The sequence below is a fragment of the Leclercia sp. AS011 genome, from assembly GCF_037152535.1.
GTDB lineage: Bacteria > Pseudomonadota > Gammaproteobacteria > Enterobacterales > Enterobacteriaceae > Enterobacter.
On record NZ_JBBCMA010000008.1, the window covers coordinates 37,719 to 57,727 of the forward strand.

Sequence of the window (20,009 nt, forward strand, 5' to 3'; positions counted from 1 at the left end):
CGAAACGATAGTGGCACAACGAGATTATGTACGTCGCGGCCAGCCGGCACCTTCGCGACGCAAAAAGAGTAGCTCACGGAAACCGCAACGCAGCATGCCTGCGGTCTCGCCTGCCATGGTCGCGATTGCGGCGGCGGTACTGGTGGCATTCATCGGCGGCCTCTGGTTCATTACGCACCATAAAAAAGAAGAAGCAGAAGCGCTGCAGGGCAATAAAGTTGTCGGCAATGGCTTGCCCCCGAAACCGGAAGAGCGCTGGCGCTATATTAAAGAGCTGGAGAGCCGTCAGCCGGGCGTACGTGCGCCGACAGAACCTTCTGCCGGTGGCGAGGTGGTGGATCCTACTCAGTTAACCAACGAACAGCGTCAGCTGCTGGCTCAGATGCAGGCCGATATGCGCCAGCAGCCTACCCAGCTCAACGAAGTGCCGTGGAATGAACAGACGGCGGCGCAGCGCCAGCAGACGCTACAGCGTCAACGCCAGGCGCAGCAACAGGTTCAGCAGCAACAGTGGGCGCAGAACCAGACGGTACAGCAGCCGAAAGCGCAGCCGCGGGTAACGGAACAGCCGTATCAGCAGCCTAAGCTCGCGCAGACGCAGCCGGTTCAGCAGCCTAAAGCGCAGCCGTCGAAGCAAAATCAGCCGTATCAGGATCTGCTGCAAACTCCGGCGCATACCACTGCTCAGGCACCGAAAACGCAGCAGGCCGCGCCGATCACCAAAGAGACCGAAGCGCCGAAGCAGACGGCGGAGAAGAAAGACGAGCGCCGCTGGATGGTGCAGTGCGGCTCCTTTAAAGGGGCAGAGCAGGCAGAAACCGTGCGGGCGCAGCTGGCGTTCGAAGGTTTTGATTCACGCATCACCACCAATAACGGCTGGAATCGCGTGGTGATTGGCCCGGTGAAAGGTAAAGACAATGCCGATGGCACCATCTCTCGTCTGAAGATGGCAGGTCACACAAACTGCATTCGACTCGCTTCCGGGGGTTGAAACCCCCAAAATCCCCCCCATCTATCATTCTATTCAGCCCTGAGCACAGGCTCAGGGCTTCTGTTTCCCGATTCTGTAACCAGGGGGTCTGCTCGTGACAACAATAGTAAGTGTACGCCGTAACGGCCAGGTGGTGATTGCCGGTGATGGCCAGGCCACGCTGGGTAATACCGTCATGAAAGGCAACGTGAAAAAAGTGCGTCGTCTGTATAACGACAAAGTGATCGCCGGTTTTGCTGGCGGTACCGCTGACGCCTTCACGCTGTTTGAACTGTTTGAACGCAAACTGGAAATGCATCAGGGTCATCTGGTGAAAGCCGCCGTTGAGCTGGCGAAAGACTGGCGTACCGACCGCATGCTGCGCAAGCTCGAAGCGCTGCTGGCGGTAGCCGATGAAAATGCCTCGCTGATCATCACCGGTAACGGTGACGTGGTGCAGCCAGAAAACGACCTGATTGCTATCGGTTCCGGCGGCCCGTACGCCCAGGCTGCCGCCCGCGCGCTGTTGGAGAACTCCGACCTGGGCGCGCGCGATATCGCTGTGAAAGCGTTGGATATTGCAGGTGATATCTGCATCTACACCAACCACTTCCACACCATCGAAGAATTGCCGTCTAAGGCGTAAGGATTTCTCATGTCTGAAATGACCCCACGCGAAATTGTCAGCGAACTGAACAAACACATTATTGGCCAGGATAACGCCAAGCGTTCCGTGGCGATCGCCTTGCGTAACCGCTGGCGTCGTATGCAGCTGGATGAAGTGCTGCGCCATGAAGTGACGCCAAAAAACATTCTGATGATCGGCCCAACCGGTGTCGGTAAAACCGAGATCGCTCGTCGTCTGGCTAAGCTGGCGAACGCGCCATTTATCAAAGTTGAAGCGACCAAGTTCACCGAAGTGGGCTATGTCGGGAAAGAAGTGGATTCCATCATCCGCGATCTGACCGATTCTGCGATTAAAATGGTGCGCGTCCAGTCCATCGAGAAAAACCGCTATCGCGCCGAAGAGATGGCCGAAGAGCGCGTTCTCGACGTGCTGATCCCACCGGCGAAAAATAACTGGGGCCAGGCCGAGCAACCGGCTGAGCCGTCTGCTGCACGCCAGGCGTTCCGCAAAAAACTGCGCGAAGGCCAGCTGGACGACAAAGAGATCGAGATCGATCTCGCCGCCGCGCCGATGGGCGTGGAAATTATGTCTCCGCCAGGCATGGAAGAGATGACCAGCCAGCTGCAGTCCATGTTCCAGAACCTGGGCGGGCAGAAGCAGAAGCCGCGTAAGCTGAAAATCAAAGACGCGATGAAGCTGCTGATTGAAGAAGAAGCGGCGAAACTGGTGAACCCGGAAGAGCTGAAGCAGGACGCCATCGACGCGGTTGAACAGCACGGTATCGTGTTTATCGATGAGATCGATAAAATCTGTAAGCGCGGTGAGTCCAACGGTCCGGATGTCTCCCGTGAAGGCGTACAGCGCGACCTGCTGCCGCTGGTTGAAGGCTGCACCGTCTCCACCAAGCACGGCATGGTGAAAACCGACCACATCCTGTTTATCGCTTCGGGCGCATTCCAGGTAGCGAAGCCGTCAGATCTGATCCCGGAGCTGCAGGGTCGTCTGCCTATCCGCGTTGAGCTGCAGGCGCTGACTACTGAAGACTTCGAGCGCATCCTGACCGAGCCGAACGCCTCTGTCACCGTGCAGTACAAAGCGCTGATGGCCACCGAAGGCGTGAACATCGAGTTCACCGAAGACGGTATCAAGCGTATCGCCCAGGCGGCGTGGCAGGTGAACGAAACCACCGAAAACATCGGTGCGCGTCGTCTGCATACCGTGCTGGAGCGCCTGATGGAAGACATCTCCTATGATGCGAGCGACCTGAATGGTCAAAGCATAACCATCGATGCCGACTATGTGAGTAAGCACCTTGATGCTTTAGTAGCAGATGAAGATCTGAGCCGTTTTATCTTATAATCGCGGTCATTGCATTTTCATCACTGATGATGGGGCTGAAAAGCCCCATTTTTATTGGCTAAACATCCTATGACTAACATCAGCCGTACGCGTGCCTGGCTGGAAAGCCTGCGTCCTAAAACCCTTCCTCTCGCCTTCGCCGCCATTGTGGTGGGTACGGCTCTTGCCTGGTGGCAGGGACATTTTGACCCCCTGGTGGCCGCGCTTGCGCTGATCACCGCCGGGCTACTGCAAATCCTCTCTAATCTGGCCAACGACTATGGCGATGCCGTGAAGGGCAGCGATAAGCCCGACCGTATCGGGCCGCTGCGCGGGATGCAGAAAGGAGTGATCACCCAGGCGCAGATGAAGCGGGCGCTGATTATCACCGTGGTGCTGATATGTCTCTCCGGGATTGCGCTGGTGCTGGTGGCCTGTAAAACCCCAGCGGATGCGGTTGGCTTCCTCGTGCTCGGTCTGCTGGCGATTGTCGCGGCGATCACCTATACCGTCGGCACCCGCCCTTACGGCTACATCGGACTGGGTGATATCTCGGTGCTGGTGTTCTTCGGCTGGCTGAGCGTGATGGGTAGCTGGTATCTGCAGGCGCATACCCTGATCCCTGCCCTGTTCCTGCCAGCCACCGCCTGCGGCATGCTGGCGACGGCCGTGCTGAATATTAACAATCTGCGGGATATCGACAGCGATCGGCTGAACGGGAAGAACACCCTGGCGGTGCGTCTGGGGCCGGTGAATGCCCGCCGCTACCATGCCTGCCTGCTGATGGGTGCCCTGCTCTGTCTGGCGCTGTTTAACCTGCTGTCCCTGCACAGTATCTGGGGCTGGCTGTTTGTACTCGCGACACCGCTGCTGGTGAAACAGGCGCGTTACGTGATCCGCGAGCAGAGCGCCTCGGCCATGCCGCCAATGCTGGAACGCACGGTAAAAGGGGCCCTGCTGACTAACCTGTTGTTCGTGGTCGGAATTGTGCTTAGCCAGACGCTAAGTTAGCTGACAAATATCAATTAACAATTGATGATTTTGCCAACAATGCAATTCGCGCGATATACTGAAATCACTTGCAGCAACAGAGCGTTAAACCTATGAAATACGATACCTCCGAGCTTTGTGACATCTACCAGGAAGATGTTAACGTCGTAGAACCGCTGTTCTCCAACTTTGGTGGACGGTCGTCATTTGGCGGACAAATCATCACGGTGAAATGTTTTGAGGATAACGGGTTGCTGTACGATCTGCTCGAACAGAACGGCCGTGGTCGCATTCTGCTGATCGATGGCGGCGGCTCCGTGCGTCGCGCATTAATCGATGCAGAACTTGCCCGTCTCGCCACGCAAAACGAGTGGGAAGGCCTTGTGGTGTACGGCGCGGTGCGTCAGGTAGACGACCTCGAAGAGCTGGATATCGGCATTCAGGCGATTGCCGCTATTCCGGTAGGTGCCGCAGGTGAAGGCATTGGCGAAAGCGACGTGCGCGTCAATTTCGGCGGGGTGACGTTCTTCTCTGGCGACCATCTGTATGCCGACAACACCGGCATTATCCTGTCGGAAGATCCGCTGGATATCGAGTAGTAAAAAGCCGGGTGGCGGCTTCGCCTTACCTGGCCTACAAATTCTACTCTGCGTTTTGCAGAAACAAAAAAAGCATCCTCAGGATGCTTTTTTTATGTCGAAAGAAAATTACACTTCTTCCATACGTCCCAGCAGGGCATGCAGACGATCCTGCCAGCCGGTCTGCTGTTCGCGCAGATGGTGGTTTTCACGCTCCAGCTCTTCGCGACCGTGCTGAGCAGTCTGAATTTCCTGCGACAGCGCGTTGTTTTTTTCTTTCAGCTCTTCGATTTCCATCTGCAGCAGGGTGATGGTATCAATCGCCTGCTGTACTTTCGATTCCAGTTTCTCAAACACTTCTAACGACATAATGCTACCTCTCCTGAATTTGCAAGGCGACGCTTGACGTAAACGCGCACAACACCTGGTGTCGATTGTATGGAGCCCCGCCCTCCCTGTCCAGCGGCAGACCGCGCAGATTGCGGTTTGCAACACTTTTCAGTCTCCTCCTGGTGCGTTCGCACCATATACCCCTAAATTGTTAACACTTTAGTTAATAGAATGCGTCAGCCCACCCGCTCGTATAAACGCTAACGCACACTTCATGGCGCGTTATCGCTCATTTTGTTGACACGGCACACACATTTTAATTTCGATATTTCTCGTTTTTGCTCGTTAACGATAAATTAACACTGTGTCTACAGGACATCGTGGCGATCGTGACGTTCGGCGCGATGACAATAACCATTACTTTTCTGTCAGGATCCGATTATGAGTGAAACATCAACCTTGAAAGGCCAGTGCATCGCAGAGTTCCTGGGTACTGGGTTGTTGATTTTCTTTGGTGTAGGGTGCGTGGCGGCGCTTAAAGTCGCGGGCGCCAGCTTTGGGCAGTGGGAAATCAGCGTGATCTGGGGTCTGGGCGTGGCGATGGCCATCTACCTGACGGCGGGTGTTTCAGGTGCCCATCTTAACCCTGCGGTAACCATCGCGCTGTGGCTGTTTGCCTGCTTTGATAAACGCAAAGTTGTACCCTTTATTGTGGCGCAGTTTGCCGGTGCCTTTTGCGCAGCAGCGTTAGTTTACGGGCTCTATTACAATCTGTTTATCGACTTCGAACAAACTCACCACATGGTGCGTGGCAGCGTCGAAAGTCTCGACCTGGCGGGCATCTTCTCCACCTATCCGAACCCGCACATTAACTTTGTGCAGGCCTTCGCCGTGGAGATGGTGATCACCGCTATTCTGATGGGCGTCATCATGGCGCTGGGTGATGACGGCAACGGCATTCCACGCGGCCCGCTGGCACCGCTGCTGATTGGCCTGCTGATCGCGGTCATCGGCGCATCGATGGGACCGCTGACGGGTTTCGCCATGAACCCGGCGCGTGACATTGGACCGAAGGCCTTCGCCTTTATTGCCGGCTGGGGCGACGTTGCCTTCACCGGCGGCAAAGATATTCCTTACTTCCTGGTGCCGCTGTTCGGCCCCATTGTAGGTGCTGCGCTGGGCGCATTCGGCTATCGTAAGCTGATTGGCCGCCACCTGCCGTGCGACACTTGTGTCACAGAGGAGAAGGACGTTCCCTCTGCCACACAACAAAACGCTTCGCTGTAATCTGACTACGGGACCACAACTATGACCGACAAAAAATATATCGTTGCGCTCGACCAGGGCACGACCAGCTCCCGCGCTGTCGTTATGGATCATGACGCGAACATCGTCAGCGTGTCACAGCGCGAATTCGAGCAAATCTACCCTCGTCCAGGCTGGGTTGAACACGACCCAATGGAGATCTGGGCGTCGCAAAGCTCGACGCTGGTTGAAGTGCTGGCGAAAGCCGATATCAGTTCCGACGAGATTGCGGCGATTGGCATCACCAACCAGCGTGAAACGGCCATCGTCTGGGAACGCGAAACCGGTAAGCCTATCTATAACGCCATCGTCTGGCAGTGCCGCCGCACCGCGGATATCTGCGAGAAGCTCAAGCGCGACGGCATGGAAGAGTACGTGCGTAGCGCCACCGGCCTGGTGGTTGACCCCTACTTCTCCGGCACCAAGGTGAAGTGGATCCTCGACCACGTCGAAGGCTCCCGCGAGCGCGCTAAACGCGGCGAACTGCTGTTCGGCACCGTGGATACCTGGCTTATCTGGAAGATGACCCAGGGGCGCGTCCACGTGACCGATTACACCAACGCCTCGCGTACCATGCTGTTCAACATCAACACCCTGGAGTGGGATGACAAGATGCTGGACGCGCTGGATATCCCGCGCGCCATGCTGCCCCAGGTGCGTAAGTCGTCTGAAGTGTACGGCCAGACCAACATCGGCGGTAAAGGCGGCACCCGTATTCCGATTGCCGGGATCGCCGGGGACCAGCAGGCGGCGCTGTTTGGCCAGCTGTGCGTGAAAGAAGGGATGGCGAAAAACACCTACGGCACCGGCTGCTTCATGCTGATGAATACCGGCGAGAAGGCGGTGAAATCGGAGCATGGCCTGCTGACCACCATCGCCTGCGGCCCGCGCGGCGAGGTGAACTATGCCCTCGAAGGGGCGGTGTTTATGGCCGGGGCCTCTATCCAGTGGCTGCGCGATGAGATGAAACTGATCAGCGACGCCTTCGACTCAGAATATTTCGCTACCAAAGTGAAAGACACCAACGGGGTGTACGTGGTGCCAGCCTTTACCGGGCTGGGCGCGCCGTACTGGGATCCTTATGCCCGTGGGGCGATTTTCGGCCTGACGCGTGGGGTGAACTCTAACCACATCATCCGCGCCACGCTGGAGTCGATTGCCTATCAGACCCGTGACGTGCTGGAAGCGATGCAGGCCGACTCCGGCATTCGTCTCCACGCCCTGCGCGTGGACGGCGGTGCGGTGGCGAACAACTTCCTGATGCAGTTCCAGTCCGACATCCTGGGTACCCGCGTGGAGCGTCCGGAAGTGCGTGAAGTGACGGCCCTGGGCGCGGCTTACCTTGCCGGTCTGGCGGTTGGCTTCTGGCAGAACCTGGACGAGCTGCAGGAGAAAGCGGTGATCGAACGCGAATTCCGTCCGGGCATCGAAACCACCGAGCGTAACTTCCGCTACAGCGGCTGGAAGAAAGCGGTGAAACGCGCCCTGGCATGGGAAGATCACGACGAGTCGTAATATCTCCCCTCACCCGACCCTTCTCCCCTTTGGGAGAGGGGTCTCCAGCCCGCACCCTTTCCACTCTGTGATAAACTTCGTGCAATTCCTTTTGACCGCACGAGTACCCAATGAAACGTGAACTTGCTATCGAATTTTCCCGCGTGACCGAAGCCGCCGCTCTGGCGGGCTACAAGTGGCTTGGCCGCGGCGACAAAAATATCGCTGACGGTGCAGCCGTCCATGCCATGCGCATTATGCTTAACCAGGTCAACATTGACGGCACCATAGTGATTGGCGAAGGCGAAATCGACGAAGCGCCGATGCTGTTTATCGGCGAAAAGGTCGGCACCGGCAACGGCGATGCGGTGGATATCGCCGTCGACCCGATTGAAGGCACCCGTATGACCGCCATGGGTCAGGCTAACGCCCTGGCCGTCCTGGCCGTGGGCGACAAAGGCACCTTCCTCAACGCGCCTGATATGTATATGGAAAAGCTGATTGTCGGGCCCGGCGCTAAAGGGGTTATCGATCTCAATCTGCCGCTGGCGGAAAACCTGCGGAACATCGCCGCCGCCCTCAATAAACCGTTGAGCGAACTGACGGTCACTATCCTGGCAAAACCGCGTCACGATACGACGATTGCCCATATGCAGCAGCTGGGAGTGCGCGTGTTTGCCATCCCGGATGGCGACGTGGCGGCCTCTATCCTCACCTGCATGCCGGACAGCGAAGTGGACGTGCTGTACGGTATCGGTGGCGCACCGGAAGGGGTGGTTTCTGCCGCGGTGATCCGCGCCCTAGACGGCGATATGCAGGGGCGTCTGCTGGCTCGCCATGAAGTGAAAGGCGACAGCGAAGAGAACCGCCGTATCGGTGAGCAGGAGCTGGCCCGCTGCGCCGCGATGGGCATTGCGGCCAATACCGTGCTGCGTCTGGATGATATGGCGCGCAACGACAACGTCATCTTCTCGGCTACCGGTATCACCAAGGGCGATCTGCTGGACGGTATCACCCGCAAAGGCAATATGGCCACCACCGAAACGCTGCTGATCCGCGGTAAATCACGCACCATTCGACGCATCCAGTCGATTCACTATCTCGACCGCAAAGATCCGGACGTGCAGACCCACATTCTGTAAAACCGTTTGATCAATTGAGCTTTCCGGCCCGCCCGGGCTGGAAATCTCCCTCTCAGGTAAGGAAGATAGACCACGAGATCAGTACAGGAGAACATCATGGCAGACTGGGTAACAGGTAAAGTCAAAAAGGTAGAGTTCTGGACCGATGCGCTATTTAGTCTCACCGTCAATGCGCCCATCCATCCCTTCACCGCCGGGCAATTTGCCAAGCTGGGGCTGGAGATCGACGGTGAACGCGTGCAGCGCGCCTACTCCTATGTCAACGCGCCGGATAACCCGGATCTCGAGTTCTACCTTGTCACCGTTCCCGATGGCAAACTCAGCCCGCGACTGGCGGCCCTCAAACCGGGCGATGAGATCCAGATCGTCAGCGAAGCCGCAGGCTTCTTCGTGCTTGAGGAAATCCCGGACTGCGACACCCTGTGGATGCTGGCGACCGGTACCGCCATCGGCCCGTATCTGTCGATCCTGGAGTACGGGAAAGACCTGGAGCGTTTCAAAAATATCGTGCTGGTACATGCCGCGCGCTATGCCGCTGACCTGAGCTACCTGCCGCAAATGTTAGAGCTGCAGAAACGCTATGAAGGGAAACTGAAAATTCAGACGGTGGTGAGTCGTGAAACGGTGGCCGGTTCACTGACCGGACGCGTACCGGCCCTGATTGAAAACGGTGAACTGGAAGCTGCCGTTGGCCTGCCGATGACCGCAGAGACCAGCCACGTGATGCTGTGCGGCAACCCACAGATGGTGCGCGACACCCAACAGCTGCTGAAAGAGACCCGGCAGATGACCAAGCATCTACGCCGCCGTCCGGGCCATATGACTGCAGAACACTACTGGTAATTAGCGGTACTTTACGTCGATTGTATCTTTGCCGTATTTATTCTCGCCCTGGGTGCCCACAAATGCGCCCAGGTCGACAATAATCATCACAAAAATAATGGTGGGGATCAGCCTGCCAACTACCCACGGCAGCATGGAAGGCAGCATCGACCAGTTACCTGCCAGCAGCATCCACGCCAGCACCACCAGCAGCGCCCACAGCCCCGAACGCCCCCGATCGTGCAGACGTTTCACTAATACCGCCGACGTCGGCCACAGCAGCGAAACCAGCGCGAAGGCCGCCGTCTGGGTGTTCAGCCACGCGTTATTGGCAAAAATAAACAGACCCAGCATGGCGACAATCCACACGCCAATCCAGATCCAGAAATCACGGCGTCCAATGCGCCCTTTGAATGAAAACAACCACTGCTGTATGGTCATGTCAGGTTCCTTAAAATCATTGCGGAGCGTAGTTTACCCTGGAGTCGCATCCTTTTGACAAGCCAGCCAGATATCGTTTTAATCGTGACAGTAACATTCAGAGACTTTACTGATGAAGATGTGGTTTCACCTTATTTGGCTGGGTTTAACACTGTCGTGCGCGAGCGTTTCTCTGCGCGCTGCCGAGACCTCCGCACCCGCGACTGCGCCCTACGTGATGCCGGGCGCGCCGACGTTTGATCAATCCATCAGCCTGTTCCGCGAAGCCTTCAACAGCGATAACCCTGGCCTGTCGCTGAATGAGTTTCGCGCCATTGATGGTACCCGCGACACCCCCAACCTGACCCGTGCCGCCAGCAAGATTAATGAGAATCTGTACGCCTCAACGGCGCTGGAGCGCGGAACGCTCAAAATAAAGAGTATGCAGATCACCTGGCTGCCGATTCAGGGGCCGGAGCAAAAGGCCGCCAAAGCCAAAGCGCTGGAATATATGAGCGCGATTTTGCGGGCGTTCACCCCGGCGTTAACCAAATCCCAGAGCCAGCAAAAACTGCAAAAGCTGCTGGCTGCCGGTAAAAACAAACGTTACTACGCCGAAACGGAAGGTGCGGTTCGCTATGTGGTGGCAGATAACGGCGAAAAGGGGCTGACCTTCGCTGTTGAACCGATTAAGCTGGCGTTATCTGATACTCTCGGCGGGGCGAATTAATGACAAAAAGCAAAGCCTTTCGAGGGAAAATCTCTATACTGTTTCACAGACCATGCTGCCCAGCCGGGTGGCCATATTCCTTAATTCGCTCTTGAGCGTGGAGAATTGAAATGCGACATCCTTTAGTGATGGGTAACTGGAAACTGAACGGCAGCCGCCACATGGTAAACGAGCTGGTAGCTAACCTGCGTAAAGAGCTGGCTGGCGTGACTGGCTGTGCTGTTGCGATCGCTCCGCCGGACATGTACCTGGATATGGCTAAACACGCCGCTGACGGCAGCCACATCGTTCTGGGTGCACAGAACGTTGACGTTAACCTGTCTGGCGCGTTCACCGGTGAAACCTCCGCTGAAATGCTGAAAGATATCGGCGCGAAATACATCATCATAGGTCACTCTGAGCGTCGTACCTACCACAAAGAGTCCGACGAATTCATCGCGAAAAAATTCGCGGTGCTGAAAGAGCAGGGTCTGATCCCGGTTCTGTGCATCGGTGAAACCGAAGCCGAAAACGAAGCAGGCAAAACCGAAGAAGTGTGTGCACGTCAGATCGACGCAGTGCTGACCACTCAGGGCGCGAGCGCGTTCGAAGGCGCGGTTATTGCTTACGAGCCAGTATGGGCGATCGGTACCGGCAAATCTGCCACCCCAGCTCAGGCTCAGGCGGTTCACAAATTCATCCGTGACCACATTGCTAAAGCCGACGCGAAAGTGGCTGAGCAAGTGATCATCCAGTACGGCGGTTCCGTAAACGCAGCGAACGCCGCTGAGCTGTTCACCCAGCCAGACATCGATGGCGCGCTGGTTGGCGGCGCATCCCTGAAAGCTGACGCTTTCGCGGTGATCGTTAAAGCAGCAGAAGCTGCAAAACAGGCGTAAAAACCACTTCCCTCTCCCCTCCGGGGAGAGGGAACTTATACTTTCCCCAGAACACTAAACCACAGATAATCCAGCGGCAGCAGCACCAGATACGTTGCCACCGCCAGCGCCAGACAAAGCACCATCCCCGCCTTTGCAGGCACCTTTCCTAACCCCATCGCCACGACAATCGGTGACGCCTGATACGGCAGCAGCGGCGTGGAATAGCCCAGCACCTGAATCATGATCACCGACAGCAGCGGGAAGCCGGTCGCGTCCGAAAAACTCTGCGCCAGGGTGGTGTACAGCGCCGGAACGCCGTTGGCGGTCATAATGAAGTTGAGCGCCGTGGTGATCCCGGTCAGCGCCAGGAAACTGGTGAAAGGTCTGTCTGCATCCAGCGGCATAATGCGGAGCAATGCCTCGCCCACCGCCGCTCCGATACCGGTCTGCGTCACGACAATCGCCAGCCCGAGAATACCTGCAACATAGATACAGGTGCGCATATTCACCCCCGCCGAAAACTCCTCGCCGGTGATAAAACCGATCCGCGGCAGCATCACCACAATCGATGCCGCCAGCCCGGTCCACGCCGGGCCGATCCCGTGCCAGCTCTCCGTCACCCACATTCCCAGCACCACGGCCAGAAGCCAGGCAAGACGCTTTTCGTCCCGCCCCATGGGCTCAGAGGGTGCCATGTCCTTCACCGGTTTCGGGCTGCCGGGAAAAAGCCAGCAGATCAGGCCAATCAGAGTCAGGCCTTTAAGAATGCCCAGCACCGGCGTGTGCAGCAGCAGGTACGGAACATAGTTGAGATGAATACCGTACGACCCCTCCGCCGCCCCGCTCATCACCAGATTAGGCACGTTGGCCGGGAGGATGGTGGCCGACAGCTGAAAAGTACCAAACCCCACAGCCAGCGCCAGACCAAACCACGCCCGGGAGCCGTCGGCAATGCCCGCCCGCTTCGCCATCGCCGCCACAATCGGCATCAACAGCGCGATGCGCCCCATGTTGGAGGGCATCACAAACGCCAGCGCATAGGTGAGCAGCACCACGCTGGCCACCATCAGCGGCCAGGAGTCGGTCAGCCGGGACGACAGCGCCCGCGCTGCCCTGTCTGCCAGCCCGGTTTTGCGGATCGCCACCCCCAGCACAAATCCGCTGAACACCAGCCAGAACGCCGACGAAGCAAAGCCGCCGAAAATCACCTCCGGCGGCGCAATTCTGGCGATCATCGCTGCGGTAAAGAACAGCAGCGCGGTGAGGAACTCCGGTAACAGCGAGGTGGCCCACAGGATAATGGTAACGACGATAATCAGCGAGGGCAGAAACAGCGGGTGAGTGAACCAGAGCGACATGCCTGTCTCCTGTAGAATTTTTCAGCAAGTCTACGGTGACAGGCAGCGGGAGTAAACGCTATTTATGGTGGGGTCACTGCAGGATATCGCATTGATGATCCTGCAATTCCTCAGCGGAGGCGAGGTTAAACGCCAGCAGATTGCGCTCGGTCGCCAGCAGAACAAACGCGCCGTCCGCCTGCTGCGCCATCGCCAGTGCGAAGCGTCCCATATGGTCGCGGGCTTCCGGCAGCTCCTCTGCCAGCATCATAAACGGGCTGCGTTTCACCAGCTCCGCTTCCGTTACCCGACGCGCCAGATACTCGTGCCCTTCCAGCCCGCCGGGGAACGGTAGCCATTGGGTGCTGATTTGCCCCTGATGGGCATTGAGCTTCTCGCGCACGTCCGGACGCAGGCAGGAGATATGGATATGAAAATGATTTTGCGTCCGACCCGTTGGGGAGTTGATGGTCAGTGAAATTGCGCTGTCAGAGACGTTGCTTCCCCGTTTGATGCTCATAAAGTTGCGCGACTGCCACGCCAGCCAGAAGAAGTTCGGCGTATAGGCCTCAGTCAGAAGCGGGCTTTCGGTGCCGTTGATGCGGTACGTTGGCATCAGCAGATATTGCAGCGGCCCGTTGCGGTCTTTGAATACCACATAGCCCGCATCGGTCTTTACCTGTGCACAGGGAGCCGGGTTACGGTTTTGCAGCTGATTTGGTACGCACTGGTCGAGCACGATATGTCGCAATGCGTTTGGGTTACCCGATTTCATCCAGAACCAGCCACCTGCGGCGAGCGCGATGACAACCAGTACCAGCACAATTATTTTTTTCACAACGCGTTCCCTGTATCCATTTGAACCAAAAGAGTAACGCACTTTGATGATAAACAAAAAAGCCCGGCAGTAGGATCCTGCCGGGCTTTTTAAACACTATGGATGATTAACGTTTGTTGATCTGATCGAAGGTACCGCCGTTCGAGAAGTGATCTTTCTGCGCTTTGGTCCAGCCGCCGAACTCTTCATCAATGGTGAACAGCTTCAGTTTCGGGAATTCGTTCTCATACTTCTTCGCCACCGCTTCATCACGTGGACGGTAGAAATTCTTCGCGGCGATCTCCTGGCCTTCCGGCGTGTAAAGGTACTTCAGGTAGGCTTCTGCCACGGCCTGGGTGCCTTTCTTCTCCGCCACTTTGTCGACCACAGAGACGGTCGGCTCAGCCAGAATCGACTCGCTTGGGGTCACGATTTCAAACTTGTCTTTACCCAGCTCGTTGGTCGCCAGCAGCGCTTCGTTTTCCCACGCAATCAGCACATCGCCAATGCCGCGTTCAACGAAGGTGTTGGTCGCGCCGCGTGCGCCGGAATCCAGCACTTCAACGTTTTTAAACAGCGACTTCACGAACTCCTGGGCCTTGGCCTGATCGCCATTGTTGTGGTGCAGGGCGTAGCCCCAGGCTGCCAGATAGTTCCAGCGAGCGCCGCCAGAGCTTTTTGGGTTCGGGGTAATCACGGAAACGCCCGGCTTAATCAGGTCGTTCCAGTCATGGATCTGTTTCGGGTTGCCTTTACGCACCAGGAAAACGATGGTCGAGGTGTAAGGCGCAGAGTTGTCTGGCAGACGTTTGATCCAGTTTTTGTCGATACGACCGCGTTCGGCGATAGCGTCCACGTCGTAGGCCAGCGCCAGGGTCACCACATCGGCTTCGATACCGTTGATGACCGAAGTCGCCTGCTTACCGGAGCCGCCGTGCGACTGGCGGACCACCACGTTATCGCCAGTTTCCTGTTTCCAGTGTGCGGCGAACGCTTTGTTATACTGCTCGTACAACTCACGTGTCGGATCGTAAGACACGTTCAGTAACTGGATATCCTTTGCCAGAACGCTGGTCGATGCCAGCAATAAAGTAAACCCCACGCCCCACTTGTTCATCGTCCCACTCTCTTAATGTTGTGTTTGATGATTGCAGCGTGCCAGAAAGCAAACCAATGATTAAAGAATAAAAAAAGATTGGCTATAACTGCGTGGAATAAAAAGCGGTATTGCGCGCACAAAAAAGCCCGGCGGCGCTTCGCTTACCGGGCCTACGAACCCTGCTTTTGTAGGCCGGGTAAGCGCAGCGCCACCCGGCAACAACCAGCTGATTAGTAAAGTTTTTTCGCGCAGTCCAGCCAGTCACCTTTGAACGGACGCTTCATGCTTTCGATAGCGTCGATGATGTCGTGGTGAACCAGTTTCTCGTTCTGAATACCGACGCAACGGCCGCCGAAGCCCTGCAGCAGCAGTTCAATAGAGTACGCGCCCATACGGGAGGCCAGGATACGGTCGTAAGGACCCGGGGAGCCGCCGCGCTGGATATGGCCGAGAACGGTGGCGCGGGTTTCGCGTTTGGTTTCGGTTTCGATGTAACGCGCCAGCTCTTCGATATCACAGATGTGCTCGGTGATAGCCACGATGGCGTGTTTTTTACCTTTGGCGATCCCGGCTTTGATCTCAGCGACCAGGTCTTCACGGCTGAATTCCACTTCCGGAACCACCACGAACTCACAGCCGCCGGCAATCGCCGCCGCCAGGGTCAGGTCGCCACAGTAGCGGCCCATCACTTCAACGATGGAGATACGCTGGTGAGAAGAAGAGGTGTCGCGCAGACGGTCAATCGCTTCAACCACGGTGCCCAGGGCAGTGAAGAAACCGATGGTGTAGTCGGTACCTTTGATGTCGTTATCGATGGTGCCTGGCAGACCGATGCACGGGAAGCCCATTTCGGTCAGGCGTTTTGCACCCATATAGGAACCGTCACCACCAATAACCACCAGCGCGTCGAGGCCGCGTTTCTTCATGTTCTCGATAGCCACTTCACGGATGCGCTCTTCGCGGAATTCCGGGAAACGTGCGGAACCCAGGAAGGTACCGCCGCGGTTAATCATGTCGGATACACTGTAGCGGTCGAGCTGCACCATGCGATCTTCGTACAGGCCCAGATAACCGTCATAGATACCAAAAACTTCCAGACCTTCCGTCAACGCAGCACGAACCACACCACGAATTGCCGCGTTCATGCCGGGCGCATCACCGCCGCTTGTCAACACACCGATTTTCTTAATCATGACTACCTCTGAACTTAGGAATGCAAAAATGAAAGCTGTTGCCGGAAGACTTCTGACGACCAACGAATACTGCAAATAGTATATCAATCACTTCCAGCTGAATTGATTCAGGTCAGGCCATATGGCGGTTATTTTTCCACAAAATGCTGGCCTGGTTCACTTTTTTACAACGAATTACGAAAGCTCAAAATGTCCATTGCCTGGCTTAGGTACGACTGAGCAGGGATCCTGGTGAATAATGACGTCTGACCCCGGGAAACGCTGCAAAATCGCCTGCTCCACCTGCTCAGCCACCAGATGTGCCTGAACCAGCGGCAGGTTATCTTCCATTTCTAAATGAATCTGAATAAAGCGGGTCGGCCCTGACTGCCGCGTGCGAAGATCGTGAGCACCGCTGACGCCTGGCCAGGAGGTCACAATTTCAAAGATTTCATGCCGTTCTGCGTCTGGCAAGGCGCGATCGAGAAGCGACTGCACCGCATCGTACCCCATGCGCAACGCACTGTATAAAATATAAAAGCCAATCCCTAACGCAAAGAGCGCATCGGCCCGGTGCCAGCCATACCAGGCCAGACCGAGCGCAATCAGGATCGCGCCGTTCATCATAACATCAGACTGATAATGAAGCATATCGGCCCGTACCGCCTGGCTTTGCGTTTTACGCACTACCCAGCGCTGGAACGTTACCAGAACCAGTGTGCTAATAAGTGCTATAACCGTGACGACGACGCCCACGCCGGGATCTTTCATCGGCGACGGGGTATAGAGATGCTGAATACCGGTTAAAAAGAGGAACAGCGCCGAACCGGAAATAAACATGCTTTGCGCCAGCGCCGCCAGCGACTCCGCTTTGCCGTGACCAAAAGTATGCTCTTCATCCGCTGGCTGCAAGGAGTAGCGCACCACCCACAGGTTAGTCACCGAAGCGGCAATATCCACCAGCGAATCCACCAGCGCCGCCAGAATACTGACTGAACCGGTATACCACCACGCGAAAATTTTAATCACCAAAAGACACGACGCCATGATCGTCGCAGCGATTGCGGCCCGGCTGACCAGCCGTCCATAGGATTGATTCATAAACACTCCTGTCATGCTATGCCGCTAGTATAACGGATGCAGCGGAGGCAATAAGATCAATAAACGATTACCAGGTTTGTATGACGGGCAAAAAAAACCCCCTCATCATGAGGGGGAAGACAGGGATGGTGTCTATGGCAAGGAAAACAGGGTCTACTGGTTACTACGGGTATTGCTACTAAAAAGCGTTGATTCAGCGTTCTTTTGCATCCGTGCAACCTCGCGCAACTGATCCATACGTTGCTGGTGTTTCTGGTTCAAAACCGCTTGCTGCTCAGGCGTTAGCAGGTGGAACATCTGGTTGCGGACCTTGGCCATTTCGACCTGTCGGGCAACCTGCTCCTGCGCCATTTTGTCTGCCTGAGCGCGTACAGCGTTTTCGTCAAAATTTTCTGCGGTGACAAGGCGGTGCATTGTCTCCATTTCGCTAACATTAACAGGGGGCTGGTCATGACGAGCCCGCTGCATCAGATCTCGCATCTGTTGACGCTGATGTTCGGTTAAACTTATGCCGTCGAACATATGGCCCTGGCCGCTGTGCTGCGCGATGCCCTCTACTGGAGAGCGGTTATCGCCGGTGATAGCTCCAGCAGCCTGGCTAAATGCACTAAACGCCAGCGTTGAGGCCATGACGGCAGCGGTAACTTTGCGCATCACTTACTCCCAAAATCTTTCGTGTCGCGATTCAACGAGAGACAGTCTACGATTCAGGCTGCAAACATGCGTCAGGGGGTGTAAAACAACGTAAAGTCATGGATTAGAGAGCCTTGATGACGTAATTTCTGCCTCGGAGGTATTTAAACAATGAATAAAATCCTGTTAGTTGATGATGACCGAGAGCTGACATCCCTTTTAAAGGAGTTGCTCGACATGGAAGGCTTTGACGTGTCGGTGGCCCATGACGGGGAGCAGGCGCTGAGTCAACTCGACGATAGCATTGACTTGCTTTTGCTCGACGTCATGATGCCGAAGAAGAACGGTATCGACACCCTTAAAGAGCTGCGCCAGACACACCAGACCCCTGTCATTATGCTGACCGCGCGCGGCAGCGAACTCGACCGCGTACTCGGCCTTGAGCTGGGTGCCGATGACTATCTACCTAAACCCTTTAACGACCGTGAGCTGGTGGCGCGTATTCGGGCGATCCTGCGCCGTTCCCACTGGAGCGAGCAACAGCAGAACACCGACAACGGTTCGCCAACCCTTGAAGTGGACTCCCTGAGCCTCAATCCGGGCCGCCAGGAAGCCAGCTTTGACGGCCAGGCGCTGGAGCTGACCGGCACTGAATTCACCCTGCTTTATCTGCTGGCGCAGCATCTGGGCCAGGTGGTATCACGTGAACATCTGAGCCAGGAAGTGCTGGGTAAACGCCTGACCCCGTTCGACCGTGCGATTGATATGCACATCTCCAACCTGCGCCGCAAATTACCGGAGCGCAAGGATGGTCACCCGTGGTTTAAAACCCTGCGTGGACGCGGCTATCTGATGGTGTCCGCTTCATGATAGGCAGCTTAACCGCCCGCATCTTTGCCATCTTCTGGCTGACGCTGGCCCTGGTGTTAATGCTGGTTTTGATGTTACCCAAACTCGACTCACGCCAGATGACGGAGCTCCTTGATAGCGAGCAACGTCAGGGTGTGATGATCGAGCAGCACGTAGAAGCAGAGCTGGCCATCGATCCGCCCAATGATTTGATGTGGTGGCGCAGGCTGTTTCGCGCTATCGAAAAATGGGCACCCCCGGGACAACGCCTGCTGCTGGTTACCAGCGAAGGCCGTGTGATCGGTGCCGATCGCAATGAAATGCAGATCATCCGCAACTTCATCGGCCAGGCGGATAACGCCGATCATCCGCAAAAGAAAAAATATGGTCGGGTAGAGATGGTGGGGCCGTTCTCCGTCAATGACGGGGAAGATAATTACCAGCTCTATCTGATTCGTCCGGCGAGCAGTTCGCAGTCCGACTTTATCAACCTGCTGTTTGACCGCCCGCTGCTGCTCCTGATTGTCACTATGCTGGTGAGCTCACCGCTGCTGCTGTGGCTGGCGTGGAGCCTGGCGAAACCGGCGCGTAAGTTGAAAAACGCTGCGGATGAAGTGGCGCAGGGCAACCTGCGGCAGCACCCGGAGCTGGAAGCCGGGCCGCAGGAGTTCCTGGCGGCGGGTGCCAGCTTTAACCAGATGGTGGCCGCCCTGGAGCGGATGATGACCACCCAGCAGCGTCTGCTCTCTGATATCTCCCACGAACTGCGCACCCCGCTGACGCGTCTGCAACTGGGCACCGCCCTGCTGCGCCGCCGTAGCGGAGAGAGCAAAGAGCTGGAGCGTATCGAAACGGAGGCCCATCGTCTGGACAGCATGATCAACGACCTGCTGGTGATGTCCCGCAATCAGCAGAAAAACGCGCTGGTCAGCGAAACGGTGAAAGCCAACCACCTGTGGCATGAGGTGCTGGATAACGCGGCATTCGAAGCGGAGCAGATGGGGAAATCCTTCACCGTCAACTTCCCGCCAGGGCCGTGGCCGCTGTACGGTAACCCCAACACGCTGGAGAGCGCGCTGGAGAACATCGTGCGTAACGCCCTGCGCTATTCACATACCAAAATCGAGGTGGCATTCTCGGTGGATAAAGACGGCATCACCATCAACGTCGATGATGATGGTCCTGGCGTGAGTCCGGAAGATCGCGAGCAGATTTTCCGTCCGTTCTACCGCACCGACGAAGCCCGTGACCGTGAGTCTGGCGGCACCGGGCTGGGGCTGGCGATTGTCGAGACCGCGATGCAGCAGCACCGCGGCTGGGTGAAAGCGGACGACAGCCCGCTGGGCGGCTTGCGGTTAACGCTGTGGCTACCGTTGTATAAGCGTTCGTAGCTG

21 protein-coding genes are annotated in these 20,009 nt (G+C 56.6%); 13 read left to right on the top strand and 8 right to left on the bottom strand.

The features are described from left to right. Positions 1–10: 10 nt before the first annotated feature. The 5 genes from ftsN to rraA all read left to right on the top strand — a co-directional run bounded on the left by ftsN (position 11) and on the right by rraA (position 4,525). Positions 11–991 carry a cell division protein FtsN gene (gene ftsN / locus WFO70_RS20875; RefSeq protein WP_337018994.1) on the top strand — a complete coding sequence of 327 codons (981 nt, stop codon included), beginning with the start codon at positions 11–13 and terminating at the stop codon, positions 989–991. A 94-nt stretch (positions 992–1,085) separates the two neighbouring features. After that, positions 1,086–1,616 carry an ATP-dependent protease subunit HslV gene (hslV, locus tag WFO70_RS20880; RefSeq protein WP_032615282.1) on the top strand — a complete coding sequence of 177 codons (531 nt, stop codon included), beginning with the start codon at positions 1,086–1,088 and terminating at the stop codon, positions 1,614–1,616. 9 nt (positions 1,617–1,625) lie between these two features. Further along, a complete protein-coding gene (hslU, locus tag WFO70_RS20885) occupies positions 1,626–2,957 on the top strand; it encodes an HslU--HslV peptidase ATPase subunit (RefSeq protein ID WP_142487564.1) in 1,332 nt (443 codons plus the stop codon). A gap of 69 nt (positions 2,958–3,026) precedes the next feature. Continuing rightward, on the top strand, positions 3,027–3,947 hold the full coding sequence (gene menA, locus WFO70_RS20890) for a 1,4-dihydroxy-2-naphthoate polyprenyltransferase (protein WP_337018997.1): 921 nt from the start codon (positions 3,027–3,029) through the stop codon (positions 3,945–3,947). Positions 3,948–4,039: 92 nt separating this feature from the next. Then, positions 4,040–4,525 carry a ribonuclease E activity regulator RraA gene (gene rraA, locus WFO70_RS20895; protein ID WP_337018999.1) on the top strand — a complete coding sequence of 162 codons (486 nt, stop codon included), beginning with the start codon at positions 4,040–4,042 and terminating at the stop codon, positions 4,523–4,525. A gap of 108 nt (positions 4,526–4,633) precedes the next feature. On the opposite strand, the gene zapB is transcribed toward rraA, so the two are convergent. Next, complete coding sequence (gene zapB, locus WFO70_RS20900) at positions 4,634–4,873, bottom strand: septal ring assembly protein ZapB (protein WP_106995785.1); 240 nt, start codon at positions 4,871–4,873, stop codon at positions 4,634–4,636. Between the two features lie 402 nt (positions 4,874–5,275). Here zapB and WFO70_RS20905 point away from each other — a divergent pair, with 402 nt between their 5' ends. From WFO70_RS20905 to fpr, 4 genes are all read left to right on the top strand, one after another. Then, a complete protein-coding gene (locus WFO70_RS20905; RefSeq protein WP_337019001.1) occupies positions 5,276–6,121 on the top strand; it encodes an MIP/aquaporin family protein in 846 nt (281 codons plus the stop codon). Positions 6,122–6,142: 21 nt separating this feature from the next. Further along, positions 6,143–7,654 (top strand): glycerol kinase GlpK, encoded by a 1,512-nt coding sequence (glpK, locus tag WFO70_RS20910; RefSeq protein WP_337019003.1) that lies wholly within the window; start codon positions 6,143–6,145, stop codon positions 7,652–7,654. A 110-nt stretch (positions 7,655–7,764) separates the two neighbouring features. Next, a complete protein-coding gene (gene glpX, locus WFO70_RS20915; RefSeq protein ID WP_337019005.1) occupies positions 7,765–8,775 on the top strand; it encodes a class II fructose-bisphosphatase in 1,011 nt (336 codons plus the stop codon). A 96-nt stretch (positions 8,776–8,871) separates the two neighbouring features. After that, positions 8,872–9,618, top strand: coding sequence for a ferredoxin--NADP(+) reductase (fpr, locus tag WFO70_RS20920; RefSeq protein WP_337019007.1), 747 nt, complete (start codon positions 8,872–8,874; stop codon positions 9,616–9,618). Here the strand turns inward: fpr and WFO70_RS20925 are convergent, their stop codons facing one another. Beyond that, the gene (locus WFO70_RS20925) at positions 9,619–10,038 is read right to left on the bottom strand and encodes a DUF805 domain-containing protein (protein ID WP_337019009.1); all 420 of its coding nucleotides are present in this window, start codon (positions 10,036–10,038) and stop codon (positions 9,619–9,621) included. It abuts the gene before it with no gap. A gap of 112 nt (positions 10,039–10,150) precedes the next feature. Between WFO70_RS20925 and WFO70_RS20930 the strand changes: the two genes are divergently transcribed. Beyond that, entirely contained in the window at positions 10,151–10,747 is a 597-nt protein-coding gene (locus WFO70_RS20930) for a DUF1454 family protein (protein WP_337019011.1), read from the top strand. Positions 10,748–10,857: 110 nt separating this feature from the next. Beyond that, complete coding sequence (tpiA, locus tag WFO70_RS20935; protein ID WP_106995778.1) at positions 10,858–11,625, top strand: triose-phosphate isomerase; 768 nt, start codon at positions 10,858–10,860, stop codon at positions 11,623–11,625. A 35-nt stretch (positions 11,626–11,660) separates the two neighbouring features. On the opposite strand, the gene WFO70_RS20940 is transcribed toward tpiA, so the two are convergent. The 6 genes from WFO70_RS20940 to cpxP all read right to left on the bottom strand — a co-directional run bounded on the left by WFO70_RS20940 (position 11,661) and on the right by cpxP (position 17,787). Then, entirely contained in the window at positions 11,661–12,965 is a 1,305-nt protein-coding gene (locus tag WFO70_RS20940) for an SLC13 family permease (protein WP_337019013.1), read from the bottom strand. 73 nt (positions 12,966–13,038) lie between these two features. Continuing rightward, the gene (locus WFO70_RS20945) at positions 13,039–13,782 is read right to left on the bottom strand and encodes a CDP-diacylglycerol diphosphatase (protein ID WP_337019015.1); all 744 of its coding nucleotides are present in this window, start codon (positions 13,780–13,782) and stop codon (positions 13,039–13,041) included. 106 nt (positions 13,783–13,888) lie between these two features. After that, on the bottom strand, positions 13,889–14,878 hold the full coding sequence (locus WFO70_RS20950; RefSeq protein WP_337019017.1) for a sulfate ABC transporter substrate-binding protein: 990 nt from the start codon (positions 14,876–14,878) through the stop codon (positions 13,889–13,891). A gap of 212 nt (positions 14,879–15,090) precedes the next feature. Further along, a complete protein-coding gene (gene pfkA / locus WFO70_RS20955; RefSeq protein WP_337019019.1) occupies positions 15,091–16,053 on the bottom strand; it encodes a 6-phosphofructokinase in 963 nt (320 codons plus the stop codon). Positions 16,054–16,227: 174 nt separating this feature from the next. Beyond that, positions 16,228–17,133 (bottom strand): CDF family cation-efflux transporter FieF, encoded by a 906-nt coding sequence (fieF, locus tag WFO70_RS20960; protein WP_337019021.1) that lies wholly within the window; start codon positions 17,131–17,133, stop codon positions 16,228–16,230. Positions 17,134–17,286: 153 nt separating this feature from the next. Beyond that, positions 17,287–17,787 (bottom strand): cell-envelope stress modulator CpxP, encoded by a 501-nt coding sequence (gene cpxP, locus WFO70_RS20965; protein ID WP_337019023.1) that lies wholly within the window; start codon positions 17,785–17,787, stop codon positions 17,287–17,289. 150 nt (positions 17,788–17,937) lie between these two features. Here cpxP and cpxR point away from each other — a divergent pair, with 150 nt between their 5' ends. Both cpxR and cpxA read left to right on the top strand, forming a co-directional pair. Continuing rightward, entirely contained in the window at positions 17,938–18,636 is a 699-nt protein-coding gene (cpxR, locus tag WFO70_RS20970; RefSeq protein WP_106995771.1) for an envelope stress response regulator transcription factor CpxR, read from the top strand. Further along, positions 18,633–20,006 carry an envelope stress sensor histidine kinase CpxA gene (gene cpxA / locus WFO70_RS20975; protein ID WP_337019027.1) on the top strand — a complete coding sequence of 458 codons (1,374 nt, stop codon included), beginning with the start codon at positions 18,633–18,635 and terminating at the stop codon, positions 20,004–20,006. Before cpxR ends, cpxA begins: the two co-directional genes overlap by 4 nt. Positions 20,007–20,009 lie beyond the last annotated feature (3 nt).

Excerpts from the sequence above, each read along its gene's own strand:
- hslU (WP_142487564.1), top strand. The coding sequence starts at position 1,626 with ATGTCTGAAATGACCCCACGCGAAATTGTCAGCGAACTGAACAAACAC.
- menA (WP_337018997.1), top strand. The coding sequence starts at position 3,027 with ATGACTAACATCAGCCGTACGCGTGCCTGGCTGGAAAGCCTGCGTCCT.
- rraA (WP_337018999.1), top strand. The coding sequence starts at position 4,040 with ATGAAATACGATACCTCCGAGCTTTGTGACATCTACCAGGAAGATGTT.
- zapB (WP_106995785.1), bottom strand. The coding sequence starts at position 4,873 with ATGTCGTTAGAAGTGTTTGAGAAACTGGAATCGAAAGTACAGCAGGCG.
- WFO70_RS20905 (WP_337019001.1), top strand. The coding sequence starts at position 5,276 with ATGAGTGAAACATCAACCTTGAAAGGCCAGTGCATCGCAGAGTTCCTG.
- glpK (WP_337019003.1), top strand. The coding sequence starts at position 6,143 with ATGACCGACAAAAAATATATCGTTGCGCTCGACCAGGGCACGACCAGC.
- glpX (WP_337019005.1), top strand. The coding sequence starts at position 7,765 with ATGAAACGTGAACTTGCTATCGAATTTTCCCGCGTGACCGAAGCCGCC.
- fpr (WP_337019007.1), top strand. The coding sequence starts at position 8,872 with ATGGCAGACTGGGTAACAGGTAAAGTCAAAAAGGTAGAGTTCTGGACC.
- WFO70_RS20925 (WP_337019009.1), bottom strand. The coding sequence starts at position 10,038 with ATGACCATACAGCAGTGGTTGTTTTCATTCAAAGGGCGCATTGGACGC.
- WFO70_RS20930 (WP_337019011.1), top strand. The coding sequence starts at position 10,151 with ATGAAGATGTGGTTTCACCTTATTTGGCTGGGTTTAACACTGTCGTGC.
- tpiA (WP_106995778.1), top strand. The coding sequence starts at position 10,858 with ATGCGACATCCTTTAGTGATGGGTAACTGGAAACTGAACGGCAGCCGC.
- WFO70_RS20940 (WP_337019013.1), bottom strand. The coding sequence starts at position 12,965 with ATGTCGCTCTGGTTCACTCACCCGCTGTTTCTGCCCTCGCTGATTATC.
- WFO70_RS20950 (WP_337019017.1), bottom strand. The coding sequence starts at position 14,878 with ATGAACAAGTGGGGCGTGGGGTTTACTTTATTGCTGGCATCGACCAGC.
- pfkA (WP_337019019.1), bottom strand. The coding sequence starts at position 16,053 with ATGATTAAGAAAATCGGTGTGTTGACAAGCGGCGGTGATGCGCCCGGC.
- fieF (WP_337019021.1), bottom strand. The coding sequence starts at position 17,133 with ATGAATCAATCCTATGGACGGCTGGTCAGCCGGGCCGCAATCGCTGCG.
- cpxP (WP_337019023.1), bottom strand. The coding sequence starts at position 17,787 with ATGCGCAAAGTTACCGCTGCCGTCATGGCCTCAACGCTGGCGTTTAGT.
- cpxR (WP_106995771.1), top strand. The coding sequence starts at position 17,938 with ATGAATAAAATCCTGTTAGTTGATGATGACCGAGAGCTGACATCCCTT.
- cpxA (WP_337019027.1), top strand. The coding sequence starts at position 18,633 with ATGATAGGCAGCTTAACCGCCCGCATCTTTGCCATCTTCTGGCTGACG.